This is a genomic window from Microvirga sesbaniae, assembly GCF_025460805.1.
Taxonomy (GTDB): Bacteria; Pseudomonadota; Alphaproteobacteria; order Rhizobiales; family Beijerinckiaceae; genus Microvirga; species Microvirga sesbaniae.
Genome location: NZ_JAMXFJ010000034.1, coordinates 1 through 24,640, shown reverse-complemented (window position 1 = coordinate 24,640; position 24,640 = coordinate 1). Strand labels below are relative to the sequence as shown.

At 58.6% G+C, this 24,640-nt stretch carries 30 protein-coding genes; 12 read left to right on the top strand and 18 right to left on the bottom strand.

Annotated elements, in window-relative coordinates:
- Positions 1–92: 92 nt before the first annotated feature.
- From OCW50_RS26870 to OCW50_RS33500, 7 genes are read left to right on the top strand one after another with little or no spacing between them, the layout of a single operon-like run.
- Complete coding sequence (locus OCW50_RS26870) at positions 93–416, top strand: hypothetical protein (protein WP_262299697.1); 324 nt, start codon at positions 93–95, stop codon at positions 414–416.
- Positions 417–3,002 carry a hypothetical protein gene (locus OCW50_RS26865; protein ID WP_262299696.1) on the top strand — a complete coding sequence of 862 codons (2,586 nt, stop codon included), beginning with the start codon at positions 417–419 and terminating at the stop codon, positions 3,000–3,002.
- Between the two features lie 2 nt (positions 3,003–3,004).
- Positions 3,005–3,454 carry a DUF5681 domain-containing protein gene (locus OCW50_RS26860; RefSeq protein ID WP_262299695.1) on the top strand — a complete coding sequence of 150 codons (450 nt, stop codon included), beginning with the start codon at positions 3,005–3,007 and terminating at the stop codon, positions 3,452–3,454.
- 8 nt (positions 3,455–3,462) lie between these two features.
- Positions 3,463–3,714: a hypothetical protein gene (locus tag OCW50_RS26855; RefSeq protein ID WP_262299694.1), complete on the top strand. Its 252-nt coding sequence runs from the start codon at positions 3,463–3,465 to the stop codon at positions 3,712–3,714.
- Positions 3,711–3,992, top strand: coding sequence for a hypothetical protein (locus OCW50_RS26850; RefSeq protein WP_262299693.1), 282 nt, complete (start codon positions 3,711–3,713; stop codon positions 3,990–3,992). Before OCW50_RS26855 ends, OCW50_RS26850 begins: the two co-directional genes overlap by 4 nt.
- Complete coding sequence (locus tag OCW50_RS26845; protein WP_262299692.1) at positions 3,989–4,195, top strand: hypothetical protein; 207 nt, start codon at positions 3,989–3,991, stop codon at positions 4,193–4,195. The genes OCW50_RS26850 and OCW50_RS26845 overlap by 4 nt, the downstream gene beginning before the upstream one ends.
- Before the next feature lie 37 nt (positions 4,196–4,232).
- Positions 4,233–4,724 (top strand): VRR-NUC domain-containing protein, encoded by a 492-nt coding sequence (locus OCW50_RS33500; protein ID WP_373371520.1) that lies wholly within the window; start codon positions 4,233–4,235, stop codon positions 4,722–4,724.
- Positions 4,725–4,760: 36 nt separating this feature from the next.
- Here the strand turns inward: OCW50_RS33500 and OCW50_RS26840 are convergent, their stop codons facing one another.
- From OCW50_RS26840 to OCW50_RS26820, 5 genes are all read right to left on the bottom strand, one after another.
- Entirely contained in the window at positions 4,761–5,147 is a 387-nt protein-coding gene (locus OCW50_RS26840; protein WP_262299691.1) for a hypothetical protein, read from the bottom strand.
- Positions 5,147–5,461 carry a hypothetical protein gene (locus OCW50_RS26835; RefSeq protein WP_262299690.1) on the bottom strand — a complete coding sequence of 105 codons (315 nt, stop codon included), beginning with the start codon at positions 5,459–5,461 and terminating at the stop codon, positions 5,147–5,149. Before OCW50_RS26835 ends, OCW50_RS26840 begins: the two co-directional genes overlap by 1 nt.
- 235 nt (positions 5,462–5,696) lie before the next feature.
- Positions 5,697–7,136, bottom strand: a complete 1,440-nt coding sequence (locus OCW50_RS26830; protein WP_262299689.1) for a phage/plasmid primase, P4 family — start codon at positions 7,134–7,136, stop codon at positions 5,697–5,699.
- Positions 7,136–7,957 carry a DUF7146 domain-containing protein gene (locus tag OCW50_RS26825; RefSeq protein WP_262299688.1) on the bottom strand — a complete coding sequence of 274 codons (822 nt, stop codon included), beginning with the start codon at positions 7,955–7,957 and terminating at the stop codon, positions 7,136–7,138. The genes OCW50_RS26830 and OCW50_RS26825 overlap by 1 nt, the downstream gene beginning before the upstream one ends.
- 88 nt (positions 7,958–8,045) lie before the next feature.
- On the bottom strand, positions 8,046–8,744 hold the full coding sequence (locus tag OCW50_RS26820) for a MerR family transcriptional regulator (RefSeq protein WP_262299687.1): 699 nt from the start codon (positions 8,742–8,744) through the stop codon (positions 8,046–8,048).
- Positions 8,745–9,024: 280 nt separating this feature from the next.
- Between OCW50_RS26820 and OCW50_RS26815 the strand changes: the two genes are divergently transcribed.
- Positions 9,025–9,849 carry a hypothetical protein gene (locus tag OCW50_RS26815; RefSeq protein ID WP_262299686.1) on the top strand — a complete coding sequence of 275 codons (825 nt, stop codon included), beginning with the start codon at positions 9,025–9,027 and terminating at the stop codon, positions 9,847–9,849.
- Positions 9,850–10,087: 238 nt separating this feature from the next.
- Here the strand turns inward: OCW50_RS26815 and OCW50_RS26810 are convergent, their stop codons facing one another.
- From OCW50_RS26810 to repA, 10 genes are all read right to left on the bottom strand, one after another.
- Positions 10,088–10,276 (bottom strand): hypothetical protein, encoded by a 189-nt coding sequence (locus OCW50_RS26810; RefSeq protein ID WP_262299685.1) that lies wholly within the window; start codon positions 10,274–10,276, stop codon positions 10,088–10,090.
- A 35-nt stretch (positions 10,277–10,311) separates the two neighbouring features.
- Entirely contained in the window at positions 10,312–10,569 is a 258-nt protein-coding gene (locus OCW50_RS26805) for a DUF6894 family protein (RefSeq protein WP_262299684.1), read from the bottom strand.
- A 135-nt stretch (positions 10,570–10,704) separates the two neighbouring features.
- The gene (locus OCW50_RS26800) at positions 10,705–10,935 is read right to left on the bottom strand and encodes a DUF6894 family protein (protein WP_262299683.1); all 231 of its coding nucleotides are present in this window, start codon (positions 10,933–10,935) and stop codon (positions 10,705–10,707) included.
- Positions 10,936–11,009: 74 nt separating this feature from the next.
- Positions 11,010–11,396, bottom strand: a complete 387-nt coding sequence (locus OCW50_RS26795; protein WP_262299682.1) for a hypothetical protein — start codon at positions 11,394–11,396, stop codon at positions 11,010–11,012.
- 262 nt (positions 11,397–11,658) lie between these two features.
- Entirely contained in the window at positions 11,659–11,961 is a 303-nt protein-coding gene (locus OCW50_RS26790; protein WP_262299681.1) for a hypothetical protein, read from the bottom strand.
- A 609-nt stretch (positions 11,962–12,570) separates the two neighbouring features.
- A complete protein-coding gene (locus OCW50_RS26785; protein WP_262299680.1) occupies positions 12,571–12,828 on the bottom strand; it encodes a WGR domain-containing protein in 258 nt (85 codons plus the stop codon).
- A 75-nt stretch (positions 12,829–12,903) separates the two neighbouring features.
- On the bottom strand, positions 12,904–13,599 hold the full coding sequence (locus OCW50_RS26780) for an endonuclease/exonuclease/phosphatase family protein (RefSeq protein ID WP_262299679.1): 696 nt from the start codon (positions 13,597–13,599) through the stop codon (positions 12,904–12,906).
- Entirely contained in the window at positions 13,596–14,822 is a 1,227-nt protein-coding gene (repC, locus tag OCW50_RS26775) for a plasmid replication protein RepC (protein WP_262299678.1), read from the bottom strand. Before repC ends, OCW50_RS26780 begins: the two co-directional genes overlap by 4 nt.
- 154 nt (positions 14,823–14,976) lie before the next feature.
- Positions 14,977–16,032 carry a plasmid partitioning protein RepB gene (gene repB / locus OCW50_RS26770; protein WP_262299724.1) on the bottom strand — a complete coding sequence of 352 codons (1,056 nt, stop codon included), beginning with the start codon at positions 16,030–16,032 and terminating at the stop codon, positions 14,977–14,979.
- Positions 16,033–16,034: 2 nt separating this feature from the next.
- The gene (gene repA, locus OCW50_RS26765) at positions 16,035–17,249 is read right to left on the bottom strand and encodes a plasmid partitioning protein RepA (RefSeq protein WP_262299677.1); all 1,215 of its coding nucleotides are present in this window, start codon (positions 17,247–17,249) and stop codon (positions 16,035–16,037) included.
- A 245-nt stretch (positions 17,250–17,494) separates the two neighbouring features.
- Here repA and OCW50_RS26760 point away from each other — a divergent pair, with 245 nt between their 5' ends.
- Complete coding sequence (locus OCW50_RS26760) at positions 17,495–17,743, top strand: WGR domain-containing protein (RefSeq protein ID WP_262299676.1); 249 nt, start codon at positions 17,495–17,497, stop codon at positions 17,741–17,743.
- A 173-nt stretch (positions 17,744–17,916) separates the two neighbouring features.
- Here OCW50_RS26760 and OCW50_RS26755 read toward each other — a convergent pair whose 3' ends face one another.
- Positions 17,917–18,669 carry a cadherin repeat domain-containing protein gene (locus tag OCW50_RS26755; RefSeq protein ID WP_262299675.1) on the bottom strand — a complete coding sequence of 251 codons (753 nt, stop codon included), beginning with the start codon at positions 18,667–18,669 and terminating at the stop codon, positions 17,917–17,919.
- Positions 18,670–19,312: 643 nt separating this feature from the next.
- Here OCW50_RS26755 and OCW50_RS26750 point away from each other — a divergent pair.
- The 3 genes from OCW50_RS26750 to OCW50_RS26740 all read left to right on the top strand — a co-directional run bounded on the left by OCW50_RS26750 (position 19,313) and on the right by OCW50_RS26740 (position 22,079).
- Positions 19,313–19,699 carry a DUF2513 domain-containing protein gene (locus tag OCW50_RS26750; protein ID WP_262299674.1) on the top strand — a complete coding sequence of 129 codons (387 nt, stop codon included), beginning with the start codon at positions 19,313–19,315 and terminating at the stop codon, positions 19,697–19,699.
- Positions 19,696–20,553, top strand: coding sequence for a recombinase family protein (locus OCW50_RS26745; RefSeq protein ID WP_262299673.1), 858 nt, complete (start codon positions 19,696–19,698; stop codon positions 20,551–20,553). The genes OCW50_RS26750 and OCW50_RS26745 overlap by 4 nt, the downstream gene beginning before the upstream one ends.
- A 125-nt stretch (positions 20,554–20,678) precedes the next feature.
- A complete protein-coding gene (locus OCW50_RS26740; RefSeq protein ID WP_262299672.1) occupies positions 20,679–22,079 on the top strand; it encodes an ISL3 family transposase in 1,401 nt (466 codons plus the stop codon).
- A gap of 452 nt (positions 22,080–22,531) precedes the next feature.
- Here OCW50_RS26740 and OCW50_RS26735 read toward each other — a convergent pair whose 3' ends face one another.
- Together OCW50_RS26735 and OCW50_RS26730 are read right to left on the bottom strand one after the other, a co-directional pair.
- The gene (locus OCW50_RS26735; protein ID WP_262299671.1) at positions 22,532–23,221 is read right to left on the bottom strand and encodes a LuxR C-terminal-related transcriptional regulator; all 690 of its coding nucleotides are present in this window, start codon (positions 23,219–23,221) and stop codon (positions 22,532–22,534) included.
- A gap of 723 nt (positions 23,222–23,944) precedes the next feature.
- Positions 23,945–24,640, bottom strand: a 696-nt coding sequence (locus tag OCW50_RS26730; RefSeq protein ID WP_262299670.1) for a hypothetical protein, incomplete at its 5' end; no start/stop codon positions are given.

Below are 24,640 nucleotides of genomic sequence, written 5' to 3'. Positions count from 1 at the left end.
GTCTCTTGGGCACCTTATCCTGATGAAGGTGGACCCGGAGGCTGCCAAGCGGCTTAATCTAGCCGGGCACAACTCCGACGAAGGAACCCGCCATGAACCGGCCGGCCGCTCTCGCTCTCGCAACGCTGCTGCTGGGGAGCCCCGTCATGGCGCGTGATACCAACTATGAATTTGCGCCTCCGCTCCAAGGCGAGACGGGGGCCGAACGCCTGTTGAACTCCCCCCGCGGGCAAGAACTGCGGGGGGTCGTTGACCTCATGATGAAGGGCGACCGGGAGGGGGCTGAACAGGCCCTCCAGGAGTACCGGAAGAAATACAACCAGGCGCCGGCTGGGAACTCCTCTGCGGCGGGATCCCAGCCCCGCCAACCGTACAACTTTGGGCCGCCCATGATGCTGCCCCCGGAGGCCCGATAGATGCCTAACCCTCTTTCCGAATACGGCTTGAGTGACCTGGATTATGCCATGACCGTTGGCATGGTCATGGGCGAAGCCCTCAACGAGGGCGTTGTCGGTATGGGCATCGTGGCGGCCACGGGTCTTAACCGCTCGATGAACCCGAGCGCCTACCTGTCCCGCTCGGCTGCCCTTGGCGACATCTTCTCGGCTCCCTTCAGTGCGGAGACCATGCTCGAGGCCACACGACAGAACCGTTCTCTGCCTGGTGCTGGTCGGCAGTTCTCCCCGACGTTCAACAAGGACATGCGGGGCGCCTCGACGGCCGGCCATGCCAATTTCAAGGCGGGTGTTGAGGCGTCGTTGATGGCAGCTCTCGATCCCGAGTTCTCGCCGGCCCTTGGTCCCCGGCAAGCTAGCTTTGAACGTGCCCAGCTTGCTACGGAAGTAGCAACGAAGGCCCATAGCATGGGGATCGATATCGGCTTTGGGGTGGAGCATTTCTCCGCTCCGGGGTTCGAGAAGGATGCTGGTGTAGGCGCCAACCGCTCGAGGTTCGGCGGTCATAGCTTCTCACCAACAGGCGGGTGGCCGGCAGGCGTAAGGGCCCCATCCAAGCAGGAGATGGCAACGCGGTTCGCCGTGGCTGCGAAACTGGCCGGGGTTGAGGTCCCTGATGAGGTTGTCGTTCAAGACATCGCGCCGTTCACGAGCAACGCGGCCATTATGGCGGCGGCCCCTGCCGTGCAGCGGCAAGCCCAAGACTTCCTGAGCCAGAAGCTCGGGCAAGACGTGATGCCAGGCTTTGACTATGACGACGTTGTGCAGCCTACGGGTCTCGCGGCCGTAGACGTCCCCGACATGACGGGACAACTCGGGATCGGTCCCCTGGGGCCGACGGAGATGGGCGACACGTTCGGCATCACGCCGGATGATGGCTATAGCTCTTTCCCGGCTGATCCTATCGGGCGGGTGGATTTCGCCGGATATCTCGATCCTGTCGGGCCGAGTCCTATCGATGGTCCTGACGCCATCACGGGTACTGGCTCCGTTGCGCCTGCCGGGGCGTTCAGTGGGCAGCCCCTTGGTCCGTCGCAGGGTTTCACCTCGCCGGACGCGGCCGCATTGTTCGGTGGCGCTCCCATGGGTTCCCCGCAGGCCTTTGATGCGGGATGGACGCCAGGTTTCGAGGGGTTTGATGCCCCGGGGCTGATCGACCAAGCCAACTTCGACGCTCGCTTCAACGGTGCCATTCCAGAGCGTGCCATTGAGACGGGCTATCCGGAGACTGATCTGGGTATCGTCTCGCCTGGCGCTCTTGGCATGGGTGAAACCTTCGGGATCAATGCAGAGGGCTTCGCTCCCTCAGGCTTCTCGGCCGGGGTGGATTCCGGTCCTTGGGGCAACGTCCCAGACTTCAACGCACCCTCGGAAGCCTACCGCACCAATGAGGCGTTCGGCATCACCGCCTTGAACGACGCCGCTGCCGCGACTGGTTGGCACCGCTCGGATATGGACAACGAGGCGATTGCCGGCCGCATGAATGCCGACCTGGGCCGCGTCTCCGAGAAGGAACAGCAGGCCTATGAACGGGCCATGTCTGAGTACAATCGGGAGAAGGCACAATACGAGCGGGATCTGGCAGCCTACAACGCCGCAACCAAGTCGTTCTCAGCCACGCCGTCGGGCTTCAACACTGACATCGCCTCCCTCGAGGCTCCTGTGGCGTCGGGGCTGAATTCCTTTGGTCTGGCTGGGTTCACCAATCCCACGACGGGAACGGCAGTTGGCCCGGCCATGGCTCCTGCTCGGTTGAGCAAGCCGACACCTCCGACGAGGCCGAGCGCACCCGTCGCCTCGGCTCCCGTGGCTGCTGTCCGGTCAGCTCCGACCAGTGGCGCCCCGGAGGGCTGGAACCCTGGCGTCGGTCCCGATGGCTGGGGTGGTTATACGACCGGAGTGGGCGGTCTCGCTGGGTTGGACCTCGACAACTTCGGCAAGTCCTATGAGAACTTCATGAACGAGATGGCGTCGACCGCTCCCACGACGACGTCTTCCATCGGTCCCTTCGGTTGGAATGACAAGACGGGCCTGACCATCGGCGGGTACGCCTCGCCCGTGGATGCCATCAAGGACGGTCTGGGCTTCTCCACCAAGCCGGACACGAGTTTCATGGATGCGATGGCCAATCCTGACATTGCGAAGGGCTATCACCCTGGCTTCATGGACAAGATGTCGAGCAGCCCCCCCTCTGGCTGGAGCACTCCCGGCCTGATTGGCGGCGCCTTGGGTCTTGTGACGGGCGGGCCAATGGGTGCCTTCATGGGCTACCAGACGGGCAAGTTCGGCGGGCAGGCCTTCAATGCCATCGGCGACCTCTTCGGGGGGAACACAGGCTTTGGCGACATGCTCGGGGGCATGTTCGGCGGACCGGCCGCAAGCTGGGACAATTGGGATGCCGCAACCATGGGCTACGGGCCTGGGTACAACTCCCGGGGCGAACGCTCGCCTACGGGTGAGGATCGTTCGGGGAACGCCACGGTAGGCGATGGCTCCTACAGCGAGATGGCGGGCTACAATTCGAACTCCCCGCAGGGAATTCTTTGACCATGGCAAAGGCTACCACCTCCCGAAAAAACGAGGAGAAAACGAGGGGCGGACGGTTATTTGCCCCTGGCAATCCGGGGCGCCCTAAGGGTTCTCGGAATAAGACGACGCTGGCACTCGAAGCCCTCTTGGATGGTGAGGCGGAGGCCATCACGCGGAAGGCTGTCGAGATGGCGCTTGCCGGGGACAGCGTAGCTCTCCGGATGGTGATGGACCGCATCATGCCGCCCCGAAAGGATCGGCCTGTGATGTTCACCCTCCCAAAGCTGGAGACCGCTGGGGACGCGGTAAAGGCGACGGCCGCCTTAGCGGGGGCAGTGGCCAACGGGGACATCACCCCGGGGGAGGCCGGCGAACTCGCCAAATTGGTGGACGGGTTCACCAAGGCTGTGGAGTTGCACGAGATCCAACAACGTCTCGAGAAGTTGGAAGCAGCGCAGGGGCAGAAATGAGCAGGGCATTGACGAACCGCCTCATGAGGTTGGAGGCAGCCGCAGGGCGGAGGGCTCTTGGGTACCTGCACGTCATCTACGAACGGAGCCCAGAGGATTTTGAGGCCCAGAAGGTGGGCATGATCCAGTCCGACCGCGCCAAGCCCGATGACTTCTTCTTCGACTGGAACTTCAACCTGGCCCCGGAGCAGCGGGAGTTCAGGGAGCCGCAGACGATCCCCGTCTCCGAAACCCATGAGAAGCGATTAGAGGCTCTATGAACCGAACGACACTCATCCGCTTGGCGAAGCTGGAATCCTCCACGTTCACATGGGACGGCATTGTGCACGTCATCCCCGCTCACGATGGCGATGAATTTCAGGAGAAGCGGACAATCCTCCTCGCGGAGCATGGCGCCCGTCCTGGAGACATCTTCGTGCGGATCCACGGATCTGCCCAGGCGGACCCATTCACCACAGGCAAGACGATGACGGATCTGCTGGCCCATGTCGCCATGAACGGGCGCCGGGTCCATGACCATGGAAGGATTGACCGATGAACCGCAGCACTCTCAAGCGGCTTGAAGTCCTGGAGCGAAAGGCTCCGCAGGACACTGGTAGGTGGCACTCGATCATCGTGGGCAGTGACGAGGAAGAGGAGCAGAAGACGGCAGAACTGAAGGCCTCCCTGAAGTGGACCGAGGGCGACAACCTGATGGTCATCCGCCTGGTGGGCGTCGAAGTCCCTGAGGGGGCAGAATGAGCCGAGAGGTGGCCGAGTTCATGGTGTTTGTGTCACGATGACTAGGCAGCGCTCCCTCCCCCTCTTCCCTTCTCGTGGCAAGCCCCAGGCGTATCGGCAGCCCAAGGTACCGGCTCCGAAGGAGTCTGTCCTCCATCGCGCGGTTGCCGACCATCTACGGACATTTGCGCATCCAGATTGGAGATGGAGCCACTTCCCTGCCGGCGAAAAGCGTGACCCACGGACCGCTGCGAAGCTCAAAGCCATGGGCGTCCAAAAGGGCTGGCCTGATTTCATCCTGTTTGGTCCGGGCGGGCGGCTGCATGCTTTGGAGCTGAAGCGTCGGGGTGGCGTCATGACCGACGAACAAAAATCGTTTGCGGCATGGTGCCAGAGTCAGGGCGTTCCCTTTGCCTGCTTGGATGACCTTAGGGACGTTCTCGTCGCCCTATCAAATTGGGGGGCGCTTAAGAACCCGCTGACATGTTTCTCCTCACCAAGTTACGACCGTGTCCTCAACCCCGCCTGCATCAACGGCAGGCGGGGTTGAGCGGAGCGATTTGCGAGTATCCTGGGCGGCTTCCGGTCAATTGACCTTGTCGTCAGACCCTGGACCCGACTCATCATCCATGAACTTCTTAAGCATGGATAGGCGCCGTGCCTCGTCTCCATCCTTTGGCGCCTGACCAAGGGCTAGCTCGACCTCACTAATCACTTCGCCAAGGATGCCGGCTGCGTAGTCTGTTGCGTACTTCCTGGTTTCGGCTGGCAGGCCATTGATGTGCACGGCAACGTGATGAGCCACCCATCCAATGTGCTTTTGAATTCCTTCGGGTCCTGATTTCTCTTCCCAGACCTTTCGTGAGACAAGGACGAGTAGAGCGTACTTGACGCCCCATTCCAGGGCGAGCAGACGACCAGCTTCTGCCTCGACCGTGTTGGCGATCGGGAACTGCGGCTTGATAGCGTTCATCACTGCACCCTCTCCGGCCAAGTGTCCTTGATGATGCTGTGAAGGCGAGTGGTGTTCACGGCCGCGTAGGTCCTGCCCTCGTTCCGAATTGGGCTGGGTTGTGTTTCGAACACCTTGTCCATGAGGACGGCCAGCCTCTCAAGATAATTCTCCGCACGTTGGCGGCTTGATTGTCCGGTTGGGCTTGGCATCTCGGCGACGAACTTTGTTGCCAGAGCGTGGGTGCCCAGCAGGATCTCTTGGAGAGCGATGAAATGGGCCTCGGTCTCGTCGTGGGTTGGAATCGGCATCTCTGGGGTGGGTGTATCGGGCATGGAAACTGTTCCTCTGGATGATTGCGGCTGGCGAATGGTGAATCCTCATCCCTGCCTGCGCCAGCGGAGCCAGGGTGCGGTCTAGGTGTTGGGGTACCAGGTGCTGGGGTCTGGTCGCTTCTGCCGTGAACACGTGAACACATGTGAACACGTCCAAACAAAGAACGGTCTTACGCGCGTACGCGTGCGCGTGGGGGAGGTTTTAGGTTTCTCCTGGCAACATGTGTTCACGTGTTCACAGTGCGTCAGAGCTTTTCGGAGCAAGACGGATGCCCTTGAAGGCTCGGACAATCTTGCCGGCCGAGCGAGCCCTGTGCCTAGCAAAGCCCCTTCGTCCCATCTCGGCAGCGAAAGTCTTGGCTGTGCCCGGCGTCTCACCCGCGTTCTGAGCGAACATTGCCCACTCAGCATAAAGGCGGGCGGCGGACTCCCACTTGCTGGCATTGCCGGGATCCGTGTCGCACTCCTCCTCCAGCCAGGAGCCAAAGAGGTCCTGGTCGGCGAAGTAGGTCTCCGTTGTCTCGGCAATCGCCTTCGGCTTGATAAGGCGGTTCTTCTGCCAGTCCAGGCAGCCCTCAATCATCCACCGCAGGATCTGCGGCCATTCCGCTTTGAGTTTTGCCTCGAGGTGCGGGTCAGGCTTCGCAGGCTTGTGCATGAACGGCACGATGCGGAAGCGCCGGCGCATCGCATCATCCACCGTACGCAGAACCGGGTGGTGATTACCGATAATGGTGAGCTTGAAGTGCGGGATATAGGTGAAATTGTCCTTATGCATGAAGCGAGCAGTTATCTTGTCGCCGCCCGTCAACTGCTTGATCCGGCTCTCAGCCCAAGGCCGACCCTCTTCCGTCTCACTCGCCGTAACCATCCGCGCGCCCCGCAGCATGGCGAGCTCGGTTGAGTGTTTCGTGAACTTGGACTCCGTGAACGTGTCCATGGCAGCTGTCACGGCATAGTCGCCGAAGATGCCTGAAACCGTGTTGACGAAGACGCCCTTGCCATTGCCTCCCGGACCGCAACCGAACACGAGGGTCTGTTCTGTCGTGTCTCCGGTAAGACTGTATCCGCACCACTGCTGCAGGAACCGGATCAACTCGGCATCGCCGCACGTGATCTGATCGAGGAACGCAAGCCATTGAGGGCAATCGGCGGTCTCAGCTGGGCTGACGGCCGATAGACGTGTAATCCCCTCCTTAGGAACGCTTGGCCTTAGCTTGCCCGTCCGCAGATCCACCGTGCCGTTTGGTGTCCCGAATAGGAAGGTGTCCTCGTCCCAGACCTCAGCAGTCACTGCCAAGGCGGGATCCGTTCTGGCGAACCTGTCTACGCCACTGGCAAAGCTGGTCTTGCTGGCCATGTAGCGCACTTTATCCGGCTGCGTGACCGCCAGTTCGCGCGCCAGTTTCCGGGCCCAATAGAAGGCCAACCCCTTGGTGTCCTGCTTCCAGGAGATGCCATCCCACTCGAACCAAGCGCCTGTGGTGTGGCAGTAGCGGAGCTTGTCGGCGTACATCTCGACGAACCGCTGGGCCGCGCCGTCCTCGGTGACGATGTTGCTCCCTGCGGCCATCTTACTAGGCTGTTTGGCCTTCTTGGTGGTCTTGGATGGAGAGAACTCCGCAAAATCAAGGATCTCGGCCGCTTGCTCAGAAGGAGGTGTGATCTCAGTCATCAGGCCACCTTCCCTTGCAAGGCGTCATTGACATCGCCGCCGAACTTCGGGCTGGCCACAATCACGGCGCGGTTGGCCTCATGCCAGCGTGTCCCACAGGCGTTGATCGCGCGGGCATTGGCGCCCTTCTTGTCTGTCTCAGCCAAGAGTGTGAGTGCCTCGACCCCGGGAAGTACAGGAAGGGTCTGGATCATGCTGACGGAGCCAAGCGCCCAGACGGGTCGGAGGCCAATTTGGCGTGCGGCGAGGCATGTCTCGATGCCTTCGCCAACAATAAGGCCCATTGTCACCGCCTCGTCGGGATCGAGTTTGACAGCAACCTCGGTCGCATCTCCAAGCATCCGACGATCAACCTTTTTGCCGTCCGGCGTCAGTCGCGTGCGATGAACCGCCTTGAGACGGTCGGTCCTGATGCAACGCATCGCAGCGACCATGGCCGGAACGTAGAGGAGATTGCCGTTTGCATCCTTCCAAGGGCAGGCCGGATGAAAGCGCAGGACAGCTGCAGCCACGTCGCTAGGTAGTGTGAGGGCGCGGCTGGCGAGATAAGCTTCTACGATGGTACCGTGTGGATCGCTTCCACCTTCCCAGATAGACAGAACGCGGGCCTGGAGCCATGCAGCCCTGCGCTTTTCATCATCGTCTGGTTTGTCTGGAACAATGACAGGGCGAGGCGCTGCTGATTGGTTCCCAGAGTTTGGACCCCAGGCAGGCAGCCCGGCCAATGCCCGCACGTGGTCGCGGCATTGAATTTCATCATCCCCGGCAAAGGACTTGACCCAGAACCCCTCCGGGTAGATCGGATCAAGATGGACCGACATGCTGCGATCCTGCCGACTGTGGCCGGGACCTGGAGCCAGAATTCGGTTGCGGCCGGTAACCTCGCCGCCAAGGGCGCGAGCAAGGGCTTTAGGATTCATTGGCTTGCCCTTCCTCTTCGATTTCGATGAAGTAGGGTTTGATCCGTCGATCAATCATCTCGGCGAAGATGTCGAGGATATCGACCACAACAAAGACGAAGAACCTATCAGCTGCAGGTCTTTTGAGTTTCTTCCTTTGAGCAGCATTACTTAGCTTGAAGCTCTCAATGCTCGCAGCTCTCTCCATAGAGTAGCTGATGTAGCCGGAAGGCTCCTTAGTTTCAGCGTAGATAAGGTAGCGGTTCTCATCCTGACGCAGTGGAGTGGTGTACAGGTCTCCCGCAAATGGTCCTACGACAAGGAGCTTCTCCTCTGCTGGAACAGCTTGTTCAGCTTGGTCGAGGATGCTGGCTACCGTCCCGAATGCTGCTGTAGTCTCCATGAGTTCAATGTCTTCGCCGGGGTAAGCCTCCGCTAGTAGCCGTTCAAGCACAGGCAAAATTGCCATGCGCCCGAGCTTCCGGGCGAAGCCTGGCGGTATGTTCCTCTCACTGAGGACGCGCATAACCAAGACTTGGACTAACTCTTCAGTCCCAAGTCTCTTCCATCCGCGGCCGGGGGATGTGTCGATCAGCTCACGCCGGCGCCAGTCGCGTTGCATAGCGGACGTGACACCTGTGATCTTCTCGACTTCGGAAGCTGTGAAAGTCGCCACTCTCAGGCGGCGCGAAGCAGGGATCTCTTCCATACCGTGGGATATGCCACACTTTTCAAAACGTGGCAAGGCCCACACTTTTCTTCCGAACCGGGCGCTCCATCTACCCCTGAGGCAACATGAGAGCATGCTCGGCAGTTTCGGTTACACGGGTTACACGGGTGTGTAACTGATAAGTCGTTGATTTAATTGAGGTTACAGCAGTTACACGGGTTACAACTGCAAAACGAGGTATCGGGCGTACTGTCCTAAAGCGTGGCTTGTATGGCTCGCCGGCGTTTGTACATTTGGGCAGTTCCAAGAGGCCGCCTCTATGTCCGCCAGGATCCCGCCCCATCGGCAATCGGACCAAATCATACGAAGGCTTGAGAGAGAGATCTACGACGCGCGTTCGACGGTCATTCGCCTCATGCCGGCCGATGTTCAGAAAGTCATTGATGAGTTCTATGCCTGTAAAACCAGGACCGAGCTGGGGGCTTGGCGCCGCAGACTGATGAGGTACATCATCAGCCGAGCTGAGATCCTCCCAAAGCACCGCTATTCTGGCGAGCGTGCTTACTGCCCGCTGTGCCGAGAAGGCCCATCATCTTCGTATGAGGAGGGCTTCTCGATACCACTAGGGCTTGAGAGACATCTTGATCGAGCCACGACAGGCCATGGCTGCTCGGTCATGGAAGTGATCTGGGAATTCGCACACACGTCCAAGAGCGAGCAGATCGAAAGAGAGGAGCGCAGGCAGCGGGAGGCGGAAGAAGCTGAGGCCAAAGCTCGCCGGGCGGTTGAGACCCTATGGCGTGTCGATCAAGGCGCTCCGAAGCTCATCAATGAGTTGTGGTTTTCGGAGCAAGCCCGAGATGAGGAGTCTCTAGCGGTAGCAGAAGGTCGGCTTGCCCAGATCGGATTCAAGCTTTCGGTCGATGGAAATATCAAGTCCTACATGGAAGAGACCGAGAGCTACATCGTTTATGCCGATCCCAGAGTTCAGGGTCGCATCGAGTTCAAGGTTTATTCCAAGACGAAGAAGCGGAAGAAGAGCGTCGGCGCTGACCATCGGAGCTTCCGTCTCCCTGATGGCTGGAAGAACAAGCTAGCGGACAAATATAAAGCCGGACTGGAAGACGTGCTTTCTCGCTTATGAGGACGGGCTAGTCAGTCGACCAGTTGGCAACAAGCCATCCATCATCCATCCGCCCGAGTTGTTTGAAACCTAATCCATCACCTCGCAGGCTATCGTACCTGTCCCTGGAGATGCGGCTATAATCTCTTGGCTTGGATCTGGAGCATAGCCCCCTACTGCTCCTCATCCAGGCGGGGAGAGGCCGGGAAGTGTTCCTCTCGGCCTCTCCTTCGCTAGGCAATCATGCGGCACCGGGCTTTCACCCCCGCAGGAGAGGCTTGGGACTGGCTTGGAGGCGCTCCTCATCCGCCGCCAGCACCTCAAGGTGTTGCGCCGCCTTGATCAGTTGGAGCTTGGTCTCTCGGTTCGCTGCACCCTCGGCAATAGCCAGAAGCGTGGCGGCCTTCCACCAATACTCGGCTGCCTTGTTGGGTCGGGGGTGAGGCACGGAGTGGAACCTTGATCCTTCGGACATTGAGAACATCATCGCGGGGGCTGCGGCTGCGGGTGGACCCGGTGGATCTCCATCGTCACCGTCACCGTCAGGACCCGCTGGCGATGCTCGTTCTTGAGCTCGACCGTGACGTCTCGAGCATCGCCCTTGGGCAGGCGGTCCCGGCCTATCTCAGCCGCGGCCTCGGCGGCCAAGAGTTCCGCAGCGTCGAAACTCTCGCACTCCACGCCCTCTTCATCAGGGGTGAATGTCGCCCCCTCCCGCACGTCGAAATAGAAGCGCGGCATGGCGTTTCCCCTGGTTGAATTGATGCCTACCAACTCGTGGGGGAGCGGGTTGTTCGTTATTCCGTAAATGACCTTCTGCGAATTACCGCCGGGTGTTGCAATCGGCATTATTGAACGCACCTGGCCCACCGGGCTTCACTGCATCCGCCCGATTACATCCGCGAAGGGAACCCGCAGCACGGTTTGGCCAGTCTCATCAACAATCTCGATTGCCATGCCAATTCGGGCTTCAGGCCAATCGAGCCAGAGTTCCCCGATCACCCGTTTAGCCTCCGCTTGGGCGGCCCCAAGATCCGGAAAGTCATCGCCCTCTGGGTCTAGCTCAAGGTCCTGGCCGGTGTGAAGGTGAAGGTAATAACGCGGCATGGATACGCTGACCTTAGGCTAATGGCTATTAAGCCAAGAGGCTCGCTCACCGTTCCCTAAAGGGCTTCTGCGAATTACGGAGACTGGTTTCCTGCCTGCGCCCGGATTGCCCTCACTATGCCAAGTTCCCAATAGGGGTGCAGGAAGAGGGGGTCGAGCTCTCGTTCGATCTGCTGCATCCGTTCAAGCTGCTGAGCCGTTCGCATCTGGATCTGCCGACGGGCCTCGCGAAGTCTTGACGCTTCCGCAATGGCCGCCTCGGCACGCTTGAACAGGGTATCTTCGTGAGACTGAGGAGTCAGGACAAGGCTATCCCCTTGACGCTCCTCGGTCTCGGCCAGAGCTTCTAACCGATTGGCGTCGTCCAGAAGCCTCTGGCGATCATCGTTCAAGGAGAGCCACTTGGCGACGGCGCGGGTCTCTTGGGCTTGTCGACGGTAATCCGCCGCTTTGTCATGCATGGGCATGATCCTGACCTCTATCGGTCAGACCTACAATGTAACAACGACCTTGCTTTAGCCGTGTTCCACAAAAGGCTTACCCGAAATTCGCAGCCACCTTCGGACGGTTTCCCATCGGTGTATAGGAACGCAAAGGGATGGTCAGGCTAGAATGCCTAAGCTCGGCCTATATCCTGCCTTGCACGTGCCAAGATTAGAACCTGCCATCGCAGGCCCACTTGCGCCTGGAGCAGAACCCATGACGCCGGATGAACCTTTCCCCTTAGAACAATTTCCGTCTCGGATCAGGGCTGCAATCTTGGACGAGTTCGATGGCCGTCGCCCGAGCCAGCAAGAGGTGGCTGACATCCCGGATGCTCACTGGCTCGCCACCCCGGCCATCGGCCCAGCCGTCTTGAAGAAAATCCGTCGCCTGGGCCGGGATGATGCGCCTCCCTCTCGGCCGATGGCGGATGCCGAGCTGTTGCAGCGCCTGACATTCCTCCAGGAAGAGTTGAAGCTGATCCAGCACGCTGTCAGGAGAGTGCTCCCGCAACGCTCGCGAGAAGTTCGCCGGCTGCGTCATGGATCCGTAAGCTCTTCCCCCCGAGGCCTGCTCCCCTTGGAACTGTCGCTATCCTCCGAAGCGGAAAACGGAGGAGACGCACCCTTATCCGCCTGAGGAATGCCAACGAATGCACCAGGAGACCGCTTGCTCACCGATCGATAAAGGGATTTGCCGGAAGTTCGCAGCTTCAGCCCCGGCCAGACAGGCTTCCTTCAGGAAATGAAGCGCGGGCGAGCTCGTCCCGGGTCACTCGCGCCATTGCCGGTCCGATGCCCGGAAGCTGTTCAAGGCGATCCGCGACTGCACTAAGCTGATCGACGGTTCTGATGCCTTCGTTGATCAAGACTTTCCAGACTGCGAGGGGGAGACGAAGACCCGTGATCGGGCCCTCCCAACGGTCAGTGAAGAGGTTGGGCATCTGCGTCACTCCAGAAATGTCGTTCTTGAGCCCAGGGCGACCACTGACAAGTATAAGTTGATCCATGTTAATTTTAAGACCTTGTGTATGGGGTCTTTCAAGCATCTTGGCCTTAAGGCTGATGTCAGAAACGGCCTTATCGGAGTTACGCAGCCCAATCCTCCTCGGAATTTGGTTTCGTAGTTTATGCGCGATGCCATGCCCTGATTTTAGAGATCCAGAAAGCCGCGCCGCCGCTTTAGCCGAGCCAGTGCTTCCAGAGCCTCCGCAGCTTCCTGCTCCGTCGTGAACTCTGTCACAGCCTCTTGGCCTCGCGTCCCTACCCTCCCCCAATGGCAGACCAGGCGCACGACGCCGAACAAGTCTCTCTCGATCATGAGCGAGTAGAAACGCCGGATCCCCTGCTCCGGGTCGATCCGATGCAGCACGAGATGATGCTTGATTGGGGAGCGGAATTCGTCAGGCATCATTGCCTTTCCGGTTGCGTCCACTCTTCTGAGTCTCTCGTCACGAGCGCCGCGGTGATAGACCGATAGTATTCTTTAGAGAGCGAAGTCGACGGCGACGGGAACGTGGTCGCTGATCCGCGTCGGAACGAATTTCTCAAAGGAGCCTATCGAGACATTCTCGACCTGTAGACGCTCAGGATAGAACACGAAATCGATATGGAAGGGGTGCTCTGCGTTCCATCTCCAGTAGAGTGTCGCTGCGGTCTCCGCCCCCTGCTCTTCCCCATAAAATGAATGCCAAGCACTCTCCAGGCCGTAGGACTTAAGCAAAGCCAGGACCTCAGAGAACCGCCGCCCAGGGCCCTTGCGCTTATCCATTGCGATACAGTGATTGAAGTCGCCGGCGATGATGGTAGGAGCTGCTGCAATGAAGTCTCTGAGCTGCTCCAGAGCCCGAAGTGTGGGAGGTCCGCACTCTTGAGCGGAGTCAACCCATACGGCAACTATGTGGATTTTGGTTGCACCGTTCTGAGCAATGAGCGGGATGAACCAGCGCTCCGAGATTGTAAAGGACGCTGGTGTAAGCGTCCAATCACCATAGGCGACTGCTGCCAGTCCCTTCTGGCCCATATCGCCTACCCATACAGCGCGTTCGGTGAGGCCGGCATAAGCTATGCACTCAGGTCGGACCTCCTGTAGCACTGCGATATCGGGTTTTAGCCTCTCTAGGTGACCAAACTTTCGCTCGAACCCATCACACACGTTCCATGTGATGAACCGCATCTTCATGCCCCTGTTTGTGGTTTGAGTTTCGTCTCATGACTGGTGTTCACTCGCAGCAGAGCCATGATAACAGGTCCGAGCGAGAACTTTCCTTCCTTTGCCCGCTGCGTCAGGTTGCGAAGATACGCCCCGGGGCTCCTGATAGCTTCTGCCCTCTGAAGAATGGCGGCAACAGTGACAGCCGCATTGTCATGCCCCATAGTTTCGCAGGCCTCAGCCCACGCGCTGGGACTGATGCCAAGGATCGGCCGAACAACGGCTGCCGCTTCAGAGAGAGCTCGCCAAGTTGCAATTCCCTCCCCGCCCCTCGTGTACATGGCGATGTCCGGGCATGCCTGGAGCACGACACCTAACGAGAATGCCCTCACCGGCTGCCTCAAGGCTTCAGGATCAGGTGTGCCGGTCCCTTCTTCCTCTACTCGATAGCCGCGTTCAGAATCATTTGAGGGGTTTGAGTTTGAATTCTGATGGTGGCGCTCAGTATGAGACTCATTGGTGCTCATATTCTCCTGTTTCAGATGATCTGTCAGGCACTTGTCCACATCCCGCCACAGCGCCCGCAGATCCTTCGCCAGTCCCTCGAGGAGCAGGACGTCAGCGTTCCGTGCCGGCATACCGCCGAGAGCCTTGAACCGATCCGCTAGGGAGCGCCAAGGACCAGGAAGCCCCTCGTCGAGGCTCATGAGGATCGTCTGCGAGATGTCGCGGCGCAGGAGGCTGATTTCCTCCCGCAGCAGGTACCGAGCCTTCGCCGCGGCTCGAGCTTCCCCGGCAAGCTTCTCGAACTCGGCCGCACGAGCGACGAGCGGGCTCAGGTCGAACCCGAACGCCTGTTCGATCTGGCCGCCCTCCCCTTTACGAGCGTACCGCTTGCCGTTCGGGCTGTCCCTGCGGATTACCAGCCCCACGTGGACAAGCGCCGCCAGGTTCCTCCGGAGCGTTGCCGGCGCCATGCCGTTCGCCCGCAGCAGCAGAGACCGATTTGACGGATAGACGATGAGATCCCCGCCAAGCGCCAGCGTCGTGTCCTGATGGAATGTCAAAAGCGCGTTGAGGACGCTGAGCGCCCGATCCGACACTCCGAGGACCTGCTTGGCCTCCCGCAAGTTGTCGAGCACCTTCCATTTCTCGGCGATGGTCTCGGCTGGGCAATGCTCCGCCTTCACCCTCGCAGCCACCATGGTGAGCGAGAGCGGCCGCCCGAAGGGCGTCGATGAGATATGATCCATGTTCTTTGCCTTGTTCAGGGCAAAGGAAATCCGCTCGCCAAAACGACGCTAAGACTCTTGACTGAGTTTTGCGGAAGTGGGATTCTCTGAGTTGTCCAGACTACAGAGAGAGGCTTCCGTGACGTTGTTCCGGGGGCCTTTTTCTTTTGCCGCGCTACTCCTGCTCACGTTGCTGATTGGCGAGAGCATCACCCTCACCGGCTTCACCCTTCCCGTTCGCTTCCACATAGGTCGCGAACAAGGATGGGATCTGCTCTACCAGGAACGATGCGAAAGCCGCATCCAGTCCCTGATCGAACGAAATCTTCAAATCTCGCCCCGAGTTCTTCACCCGCGCAATCTTCTGGCCGGTAGCTGCAACAACCGTCCGGGCCTCGGACTTGCCATTCTGTGGCTCGTCAGGCGCTTGGGTCGCCGCTGACAGCAGCTTGAGGAACCGCGCGTCCGAATCTCGCCCCACGAAGTCGGGTTTGCTGATGACAGCCCTTATCGCCTTCGCCGCGCCGCGGTGGGCCTTCAGCGCGTCAGCCAATGCCTGCCATCGGGGCCGGCCAATCTTTGGCGCTCGTCCAACAGCCTCGATGATGTCGGCCGGGATCGCCTTGGCCACTGAAATGAGCTTGGATGCCTCGGCCTTGTCGACCGATAGGGCGTCTTGCACCACGGACCTTTCGTGCCCCGCATCCTCAAGGCGAGCGGCAAACACAGCTCGCTCAATGAAGCTCAGATCCTGACGAGCGGAGTTCTCAACACCCTGAGCAATTACCAGGTCCTCATCGGACAGCGCTCGAACGACGGCCCGAACAGACACGCCAAGTTCACGGGCGGCCCGGATGCGTCTGTGGCCGTATGCGCTTTGATAACGGCCAGCTTCCGACGGATGAGCGCGGAGCAGGACGGGGACTTCTTGACCTCGGGCCTTGATTGACTCCTTCAAAGCCTCGAAGCCGGCGTCTTCCTGTTCACGGAAGCGGTCAGCAATGGGCGAGGGGTCAATGAGGCTGGGATCGATATCCAGGACAACGACGGCCGCCGCGAGCTTTTCGCGGAGTTCCTCGTTCTCCCGCTCGACGCCGGAAAATGAGTCCTTCATGGAACGGACGGAGCCCGAGGACACACGGGGCAGGGGTGCCGGCTTGTTGTCAGCTGACAACGGGTCGGGTTGAGGATTAGCAATCAGAGACCGTATGGCGTCCATCCGCTTGTTCATGCTCACCGCCCCCAGGCTCCTTTGATCAGACTTGTAATCTCTGCGTTCACAGCGTCCACGGACTCCAAAGCACGGTCATAAGCCGCCCGGCCGACGGATCCGCGATCGAGCTCGTAGAGGCTCTGCTTGGTGAGTCCGGCATTCGCGATGGCGGTCGATTTCCATGCTGTGGCTCGCAGCACGTCTTCGCCGAATAGGCCGCGGAGGAGGGCGACGATCTGCGCCTCGGGCACGTCATTTGGATCGTGGCGAGTGATGACATACCGGATGAAGTCGTGATCGAGCCGCCCACCTGCCTCCTCGACCACCGAGATCAACTCCGAGGTCATGAGGAGGAACTGGTTCATCGAGGCAACGTCCACCATCTGCGGGTGGACGGTGACCAGCATCGCGGTCGCTGCATTGAGTGCCCCAAGCGTCAGGTAGCCTAGTTGGGGAGGGCAGTCGATTACCACGACATCGTAGTCATCAGCCACTTGCTCGATCGCTGTCGCGACACGACGGAAGAACAGGTCATGCCCCCGCTCCCGGCGATCGATCATGGCCCGCGGCGTATGGTGCTCGAACTCCATTAGCTCTAGGTTGCCAGGCACCAGTCCCACGCCATCGAAGTAGGTTTGACGAATGACCTCCCGCATCGGGCGACGGAGCTCGTCATAGCGAATGGCGCCGTAAAGGGTTTCATTCTCCGCAATGTCAAACTCAGGCTGATACCCGAACATGGCAGACAATGAAGCCTGCGGATCTAGATCAATTGCTAGGACGCGGAAACCCTGAAGGGCCAGATATTGAGTCAGGTACAGAGCTGTCGTAGTCTTTGCGGATCCGCCTTTGAAATTGGCGACCGCAATCACCTGCAGCTTATCCCCAGACCTGCGCGTCGGCTTGAACTGAAGGGCTTCCTTCGGGCGCGCTTCGGCAAGATACTCTCGCAACTCATTGACCTGAGATAGCGTGTAGGACCGCCTGCCGCCTGTCGCCAGTGCTGGCTTAGGACCAAGTCCATCAAGGGAGAGCTGACGCAGGTAGCCGTCAGAGACGCCAACGATACGGGCGACCTCACCGGAGGAGAAGGACCTCAGACCCTTAGACGCTGAAGGTGGGAATAGTGACGTACCAAGCGAGCGTAGCTGACTCGAGAGAACTTGGGCATGGCGTGCAATTCGCGCACTGGTCGCCTCGCCTCTCTGCTCATTCTTTAGCGCCGCCTCTGCCATCAACTCTCTCTCAAAACGGTTTCCGGGCGTTAAACGCCTGCTTTCCGTCTGAGATAATGGCCACGATTCGGTGAGCCGGGCAAGCGTTTAAGGGTTACCAAGCTGTTAACGAATGGGCGTGACTTGGTTGTCAGCTGACAACTAGACGAGAGCCGCTCCGGACCGACCATGGAAGTGAATCGCTCTGGCATTAATGATTCATAACTTTCATTAGACCTTGAAGCGCCCTGCGCTAAGTCTTGAACATGCCCAAGAACGAACCGCAGCGCATCACCCTTGAGAGGCGGAACTCGGCCAGCAGTATGGCCCGGTTTTACTCGCTTGCTGTCGAACCAACCTTGTTTGGAGATACCGCCTTAGTTCGTGCATGGGGTCGGATCGGCCTCGTCGAAAGAAGGCGTATAGAACTCTACGAAACCCAGGAGCAGGCCGCAGAAGCTTTGAATGCGTGGCTCAAGCGAAAACGTAAAAGAGGTTATGTCACACTCAAATAGAAGGTGGCGCTATACGGCGGGGGACGTCAACCTCACGTATATATAGTGTCGATTGCGGTTCTACCGTCATCGCCCTCCCTTCAGTCTTCTGTGACCTAAGCTGCCTCGAGGAACTTAGAATTCGCTGAAGGTTCTGTGTCTCTCCTACCAAACACCGTTGGCCGCATATTCACTCAGATGAACAAATCGCTGTACTCAAATGTGCCGCTAGTAACAAAGCCAAACTGGTTGAACTTACTCAGCCCGGAATCCCCCGTGACACCAGATAGGACCACCTCGATATAGGCAATATCAGCCGTGTCAGGATCTGTGAGCCTCACAGCAACGCTCGTCTGTGCGTCGTTGGTCGTGAAGCGCGAGAATGCGAAATACCCGTCACTGCTTTGGCCGTGAAGATCGAAATCGCGACCTCCATTTCCGATATTTGTGCTGTCGTAACTGAAATTCGCCAACACGACCTTGTCGTGGTTCGGGTCGAAGCCTGCAATAAAGCGATAGCTGGGCTCAACACCGACCTGGCTTTTGAACGTCGTCAGGTCGACTACATAATAGTCGTTCTCGGACGTTGCAGTGTAATTGCCCCCAAGTGTTACATCGGTGATGGTGTAAACGTCCTTGAGATTGATCGTGAAGTCCTGCGAACTGGTTACGCCGGCACTCGTTGCCTTGACCGTTACGGTTTTGCTGTGTGCGGTTTCGTAATCAAGAAGGCTGCCATCCTTAGCGGTAATCGCTCCTGTTCTCGGATCAATCGCAAAGGCGTCCGAACCTTGCGTTAAGCTGTAACTGAACTTCGAACCGCCCTTCGACGCTTGAGCGGTGATCCCAACCGACGTTCCCGCGGACGCTCCTTCGGAAATCTCATTGTTGGAATTGTTCGTGTCGGCCCATAGTATCTTCGGGCCTGGACTAGCAGGGCGAGCCATGGTCATCCCCTCAGGTGTTGGTGAGCCCCTGAAGCCTCTGCCGGGTTTGGGACATCCTGCTCCTCAACTTGGCTTGATACAATTGTTTTGTGGAGAGGTAGTGTCCCTTCGCCAGCAATGGCAGGTGCAAAGGGACAGACCACCACTCAGTCCGCGTACGGACGGGGAGGAGACAGACCATCCTACTAACGAAAGGCTGGGCTCGACTTGAGGGACTTCAATCATGGGACTTGAGCATCAGACAATTGCTTTACCTGTTCACACTCGGGCACTTTGCCTTACACCGACGGGCAAGATCCTAGGCTCAGTCTGCCCGCTATCGATCGGTTCAGTCTTCGCGCTCAACCATGGGAGGATCTTGCGCTGGCATCACCTATGAACCAGCGTCCAAGTGTGCTCCGAACGCTGCAGGAAACCATAGACAACTCAGACTTCACTACTTTAACAAAGATTTTGTATATGTCTTACAGAGTCGTAGTCTAAAACGCATCGCGAAGGCTTCGCCGCCTTGAGGTGGCGTTAGCCTGGGATACGGCCATCTCGACAAGCTGAGTTGCCATCTGATAAGCGAAGCAGTTATAAATTCTCGGGAGAGTTTATAAATGGGCAGGTAGGATATTGCCCTGCCTGGAACGGAACGGCGATGAAACGGGATATGGATCTCATCCGAAACCTGCTCCTGACACTGGAGAGCAGTGACCGCGACCCGAACAAGCCAATGCCCCTTTCCTCAAAGGACGCGGATCTTGAGCTCGAAGGGTATACCTCCGAGCAAGTCGATTATCATGTCATGCTGCTCTACGAGGCCGGCTTCATTCGGCACCATGGAGTTCACGAAGGCGAGGTAGTGTTCAGCCGCCTGTCATGGGAGGGACATGAGTTCTTGGACGCAATTCGCGACCCGGAAGTCTGGAAGAAAACAAAGGAGGGGGCCTCAAAAGTCGGCGGCTTTGGCGTAGGGCTCATCAAGGATTTGGCGACAGGCTATATAAAGCACATGGCCAAGGAGAAGCTGGGGTTTGAAATATGACGCCAGCAGGAGGATCGAAGCGGGTTCAGCGCCTTAAACGTCGTGCCCATGCAGCCGAGACGGCCCGCGCCGAGGTAGCTTCTAAAGCTGTCGGGTACATCAGGGTGTCGAGCGAGGAACAGGCTTCCTCCGGGTTCGGTCTCACCACCCAAGAGGCAGCTATCAAGGCCTTTGCCGCCAGCCAGGGCTACGAGCTGCTCGAGGTCGTGTCCGATCCAGGCGTCTCGGGTGCGACCAAGCCAGGAGACCGTGAAGGATTCCGCCGCATCGTGGAGATGGCCGAGCAGGGCGCCTTCTCCGTCCTCCTGGTCTGGAAGTTCGACCGCCTGGCCCGACAGATTGTCTACGCCGTCACGGCCGCCAACGACCTACAGGAACAGCATGGGGTGCAACTCCGGTCAGTGACCGAGCCTATCGACACAGCCACCCCCATGGGCCGGACTGTCTTCGCCATTCTCGCGGGCATGGCCGAGCAGGAGCGCCAGGTCATCACTGAACGCACATTCTTAGGACGCCGCGAAAAGGCATCCCGAGGCGGCTTCGCAGGTGGGGCGGCTCCTCTCGGTTATCGGAAAGACAGGCAGGGTGGCCTTGTAGAGGATCAAGAGCGCGCCGACACGGTGCGTCGCATCTTCGCCATGAAAGGGGAGGGCGCCACACTCCAATCGATCGCCAACGTCCTTAACACCGATGGAGTGCCTACGGCCCGCGGCGGCAAGTGGTGGCCGGCAACTGTTCGCTATGTCCTCGATAACCCGAAGTATCGAGGACAGGTAGAATATCTGTTCAGGTGGAATGGCAGCGAGAGCCATATCGTTCGGGCTGGTTCTCATCCGCACATCATAATCGGCTAGCAAGACGCGAAATGACAGACGATCCTCGCGCGTGGGGCTATCCGCGATAAGTGTTTGATCGTCGCATTGACGGCACCTCAGGAGAGGGGCAAGAAGCGCCGCCTGCGTTCCCTCCAGAGTTCCCCATGAGTGACCTTCCCGATTTCCTAGACCTCGAAGGTGTGAAGGTCGTCGACTGGCATCGCTTCGAAAATCAGTATGCTTTTGAGATTGAGGTGACGAAGGGACTGGTGCGGGAAGACCGCTGCAAGAACCCACCATGCCGCATGACGCGAAATGGGCCTAGAGGGAAGCCGCCGCGGTTCACGGATCTACCCATTAACAAGAAGTGGGTTGAGCTGATCCTGAAACGGCAGCTCTATCGCTGCAAGCTATGCAAGGTAACAGCGAAGGATCCTCTCCCAACAAGCCTTCATCCTATCCACAAGATGACCATGAGGCTGTTTCAGCATATTGGAGAGGCAAACATCCGGCAGACGGACGAGGCCTTGGCACGAGAAGTCGGCCTTTCAACGGACACGATCAGCAGAGTGTTCAAATCGTTCAGCGATGATGTTTTCGCAAGCACTCATTTCGATATGCCAGAGGTCCTTGGGTTCGATGAAAAGTTCTGGCTCAAGAAATATTGCTGCGTGATCGGCAATATCAAAGAGCGAACTCTGATTAACATCCTTCCCAGCCGCAGTTCAGCGGCGCTAGATACTTACTTCGAAAGCCGTCGCGACAGGCATAAGGTCAAGGTTGTTTGCCTTGACATGCGTAGTGAGTTCCATTCGGTCGCTCGCCGTTGGTTCCCGGGCGCGGCCATTGTCCTAGACCGCTTCCACGTCGAGAGCAAAGTTGTCGCCGTGTTGGAGCAGATCCGGAAGGCGGAAGCAGAGACCTTGAGCAAGGAGGAGCGCCTTGAATTGAAACATGACGCAAAGCTCCTGCTTCTGCGAGGTGGGGGTAATGACGAGGACTCGCGCGAGCGACTATCCAGATGGTTTGATCGCCTTCCTCGCTTCGCGGCTGCGTACTGGGCGAAGGAGAGGTTCGCCAACATGTACGATACAAAATGTTCTTCTCCTGAAGCAAAACAGTTGTATAAAGCATGGAAGGCCAGCATTCCGAACGAGATCTATAGAGATTTTTTCGACGTTATCAAATTCGTGAATCCACGTGAGGATGTTGTATTCGCCTATTGGGACAACAGATTCACGACGAACTACCTTGAAGGCATCAATCGATCTATCGAAGGACTCAAATGGGCTGGGTCTGGTTACTCCTTCGATAAGATGAGAGCCAAGATCTTGTTGGCTCACTCGACTCATAAGCTGGAAAAGCGTCCCAAATTCCGGCGCATGGATCTAAGCACCAAGGAACTGCGACCCGGCTTCTTCAACTCTCTAGGGGGCGCGAAAGGGGGCGAGGTGGTGACGTATTACGAGACGGTCAATTACGGCGCATCGATCGATAAACTGATCGAAATCTTCGACACTCCTGGCGGCTTTGAAGGCCTGGATCCGTTCAAGCCCGCCACCTGACGAGAACACCAAATCAAACACTTATCGCGGATAGCCCCACGCGCGAGTACTGGGGCTATTCCGGCCGCTCATCGGCCCTTTTAGAGCTGGCACCCGCCCGTCGATCAATCTCGGCTGCAACGGCTGACCAGAACCGAAAGCCCTGTTCGCTTCCACGAGAGCGACAGTAGAAGGCTTGTTGCCGGGCACGGGCGTATGCCGCGGCACTCTCATAGGTGATCAGGCAGACAGCCTCGTACTCGACGGCTGTGAGCCCGTCTCGACTTCGACGCTCGGATAGATGGGCAAGGTAGCTGCGGATTTGGCTGATCAAACGCTTCATCGCGGTCAGTATGAACAAGCAACGATGCAGGTCAATCCAACGGACGCTCCCAAGCTCCGCGCCCTGTCGGCTTCTCTTTGATCCGCTGCTTCCGCTCTCCCGGCGGGTCTTGCTGTGCGATCCCGCTGCCTCAGGCAGGCAGTTGCAGATGGTGCTGCGCCCACATGGCGGCTTGGGTGCGGTTGCCCGCCTTGACCTTTCTCAGAATGCTCTTGATGTGGACCTTCACGGTTGGTTCCGCGATCCCGAGCTGACGCGCAATCATTTTGTTGGAGGCGCCCTGTGTCAGGCATCGAAGGATCTGGGCTTCCCTGTCCGACAGCCGCCCTGCCAACCCAACAGCCGGGAGCACCGGGCTGTTCTGAGCGTCAAGCCCGCTCCAATGGGATTGCCGTTCGAGCAGAGCCATGCCTATCTCAGCCGGAAGGAAGGTCTCGCCGTCGGTTACCAGTTCAAGAACCTTGACCAAGCTGCTCCCGCCCATGGCTGGAGAGCACAGCCCGTTCAGACCGGCTTGGAGCAGACGGAGGACGGCGTTGGGCTCCAAATGGTCGGCCAGAACGACCACCCAGGCTGCGGGACACTGGGCCTTCAGCCTCTCCAGGGTTTCCAGATACGCGTCGAGTGTGAGGGTCTCTCCCAGCAGAATGAGAATGCGGTCGCTTTCGGCAAAGGCCAACATATCCGAAGCTGGATCGATGGCATGATCCGACAGAGCGAACGGCGTGTCAGATAGGACGAGCCTGAGACCGGCGCGAAGAACAATGTTGCGGCAGATCAGCAAGGTTGTAGTACACGGTAAGGCATTGGAGGCAATCAATGGCGATTGCCTCCTGACAACAACTTCCTGTCTCATAACTCGACGCCCCCTCGGCCCTTAGTCAGCAACTCAATACTGTACCACGAGCATGCCCGGTGGTTGGTCGCGAACGTGGCATTACCCGGGCGCTGGTGGGTTAACTCTTTCGGCCGCCTGAACCCTAGACGGTCACCGCCCGTAAGCTCGTTGGCACCACGGGCCGCAATTTGCCGAGGTTAGGGAAGGCTCCAATGCGCGCGTCTTAGAGCATTGCGTACATCAGGATCGCACAGTTCAAGCCGGAAAGCGCCAGGGCCAAAGCTACGATGGAGACGGCCTGAGATCCGAACCGATCAAGCTCAGCCTGAGCCGCTTCGGGTTGGACATGAGGCTTAAGGTCGAGAAAGTTCATTGTGCCGCACCAGATCCGGGCCACCCAGACATACAAACGCCGTGGTACTCCGTAAGGTTCAGCTTACGATGTCGAGAATGGACCTGCATGAGGGCTGGTCTCCAATCAACGCTGCACCGCGTGATGGCACGCCCATAATCTTATGGATGGCCCAAGACGAGATCCTGCCAGAGGCCCCGCAATCTGTTGGCTACTGGATCCAAAGTCCCGAGGCTCGCATAGGCTATTGGCGGCTCTTCGGCGATCCACCGCTCTTCTGCTCGGATCGGCATATCAAGGGATGGAGGCCGCTTCTTCGCGAATGAGGAAAGGAATTCGTGCCTGTTCACTCATCAAGGGATCAGGCTGATATCGGAGAACTGAAAGGCGAATTCCGGCGTTTGCATTGAGCCCGATAGCGTCATGCTCTTCTCCGCAAAGCAGTCTCGTTTCGCTTTGATGAAAGTCCCGGAGAACTGAACCCACTGTCCCTTCGTGAGGCCAGATTGCTCGAGCAGGGCAGCAGAGTCTCCAGCGCCGGGAGTGTTCGTCAGTGTCAGGTAACTGCTACGCTCGGTGCTGACAGTGGTGTTGGCGTCAAGCGAAACGGTTAGCGCAAGGCGCCCAGCAGAGTCGATTGAAACAGCCGCAATCTGACCGATCCAGTTCTGCACGTCCGGGCTAGGAAATGCATCGCACAGGAGTTTCTCACGATCGAACCGGGCTGACTCATTAACCATGTCCTCCCGCCCGCTAGGAGCATACTTGGCGCGTGCTTTGTGACAGATTTCCAAAAATTCCTGTTGGTCGACCGGCACGTTCAGCCGCTCTTTCGAGCTTTGGGGCTGTGACGCAAGTTCCTGGTGGAAAGCAGCCATCAACGAGGCACCGTCAAAGACGCGCCCTGATAGTACAGGATCAAGCACGTCACTTGGCGGGTTCGCGTCGCTTGCGAGTGCACAACCTATGAAGCCCACGAGAGCGAGGGCAGCGCCCTGCCGCCGGGAGTGGACATGCAGAACGCTTAAAGGGATCAGAACAGACAGCAG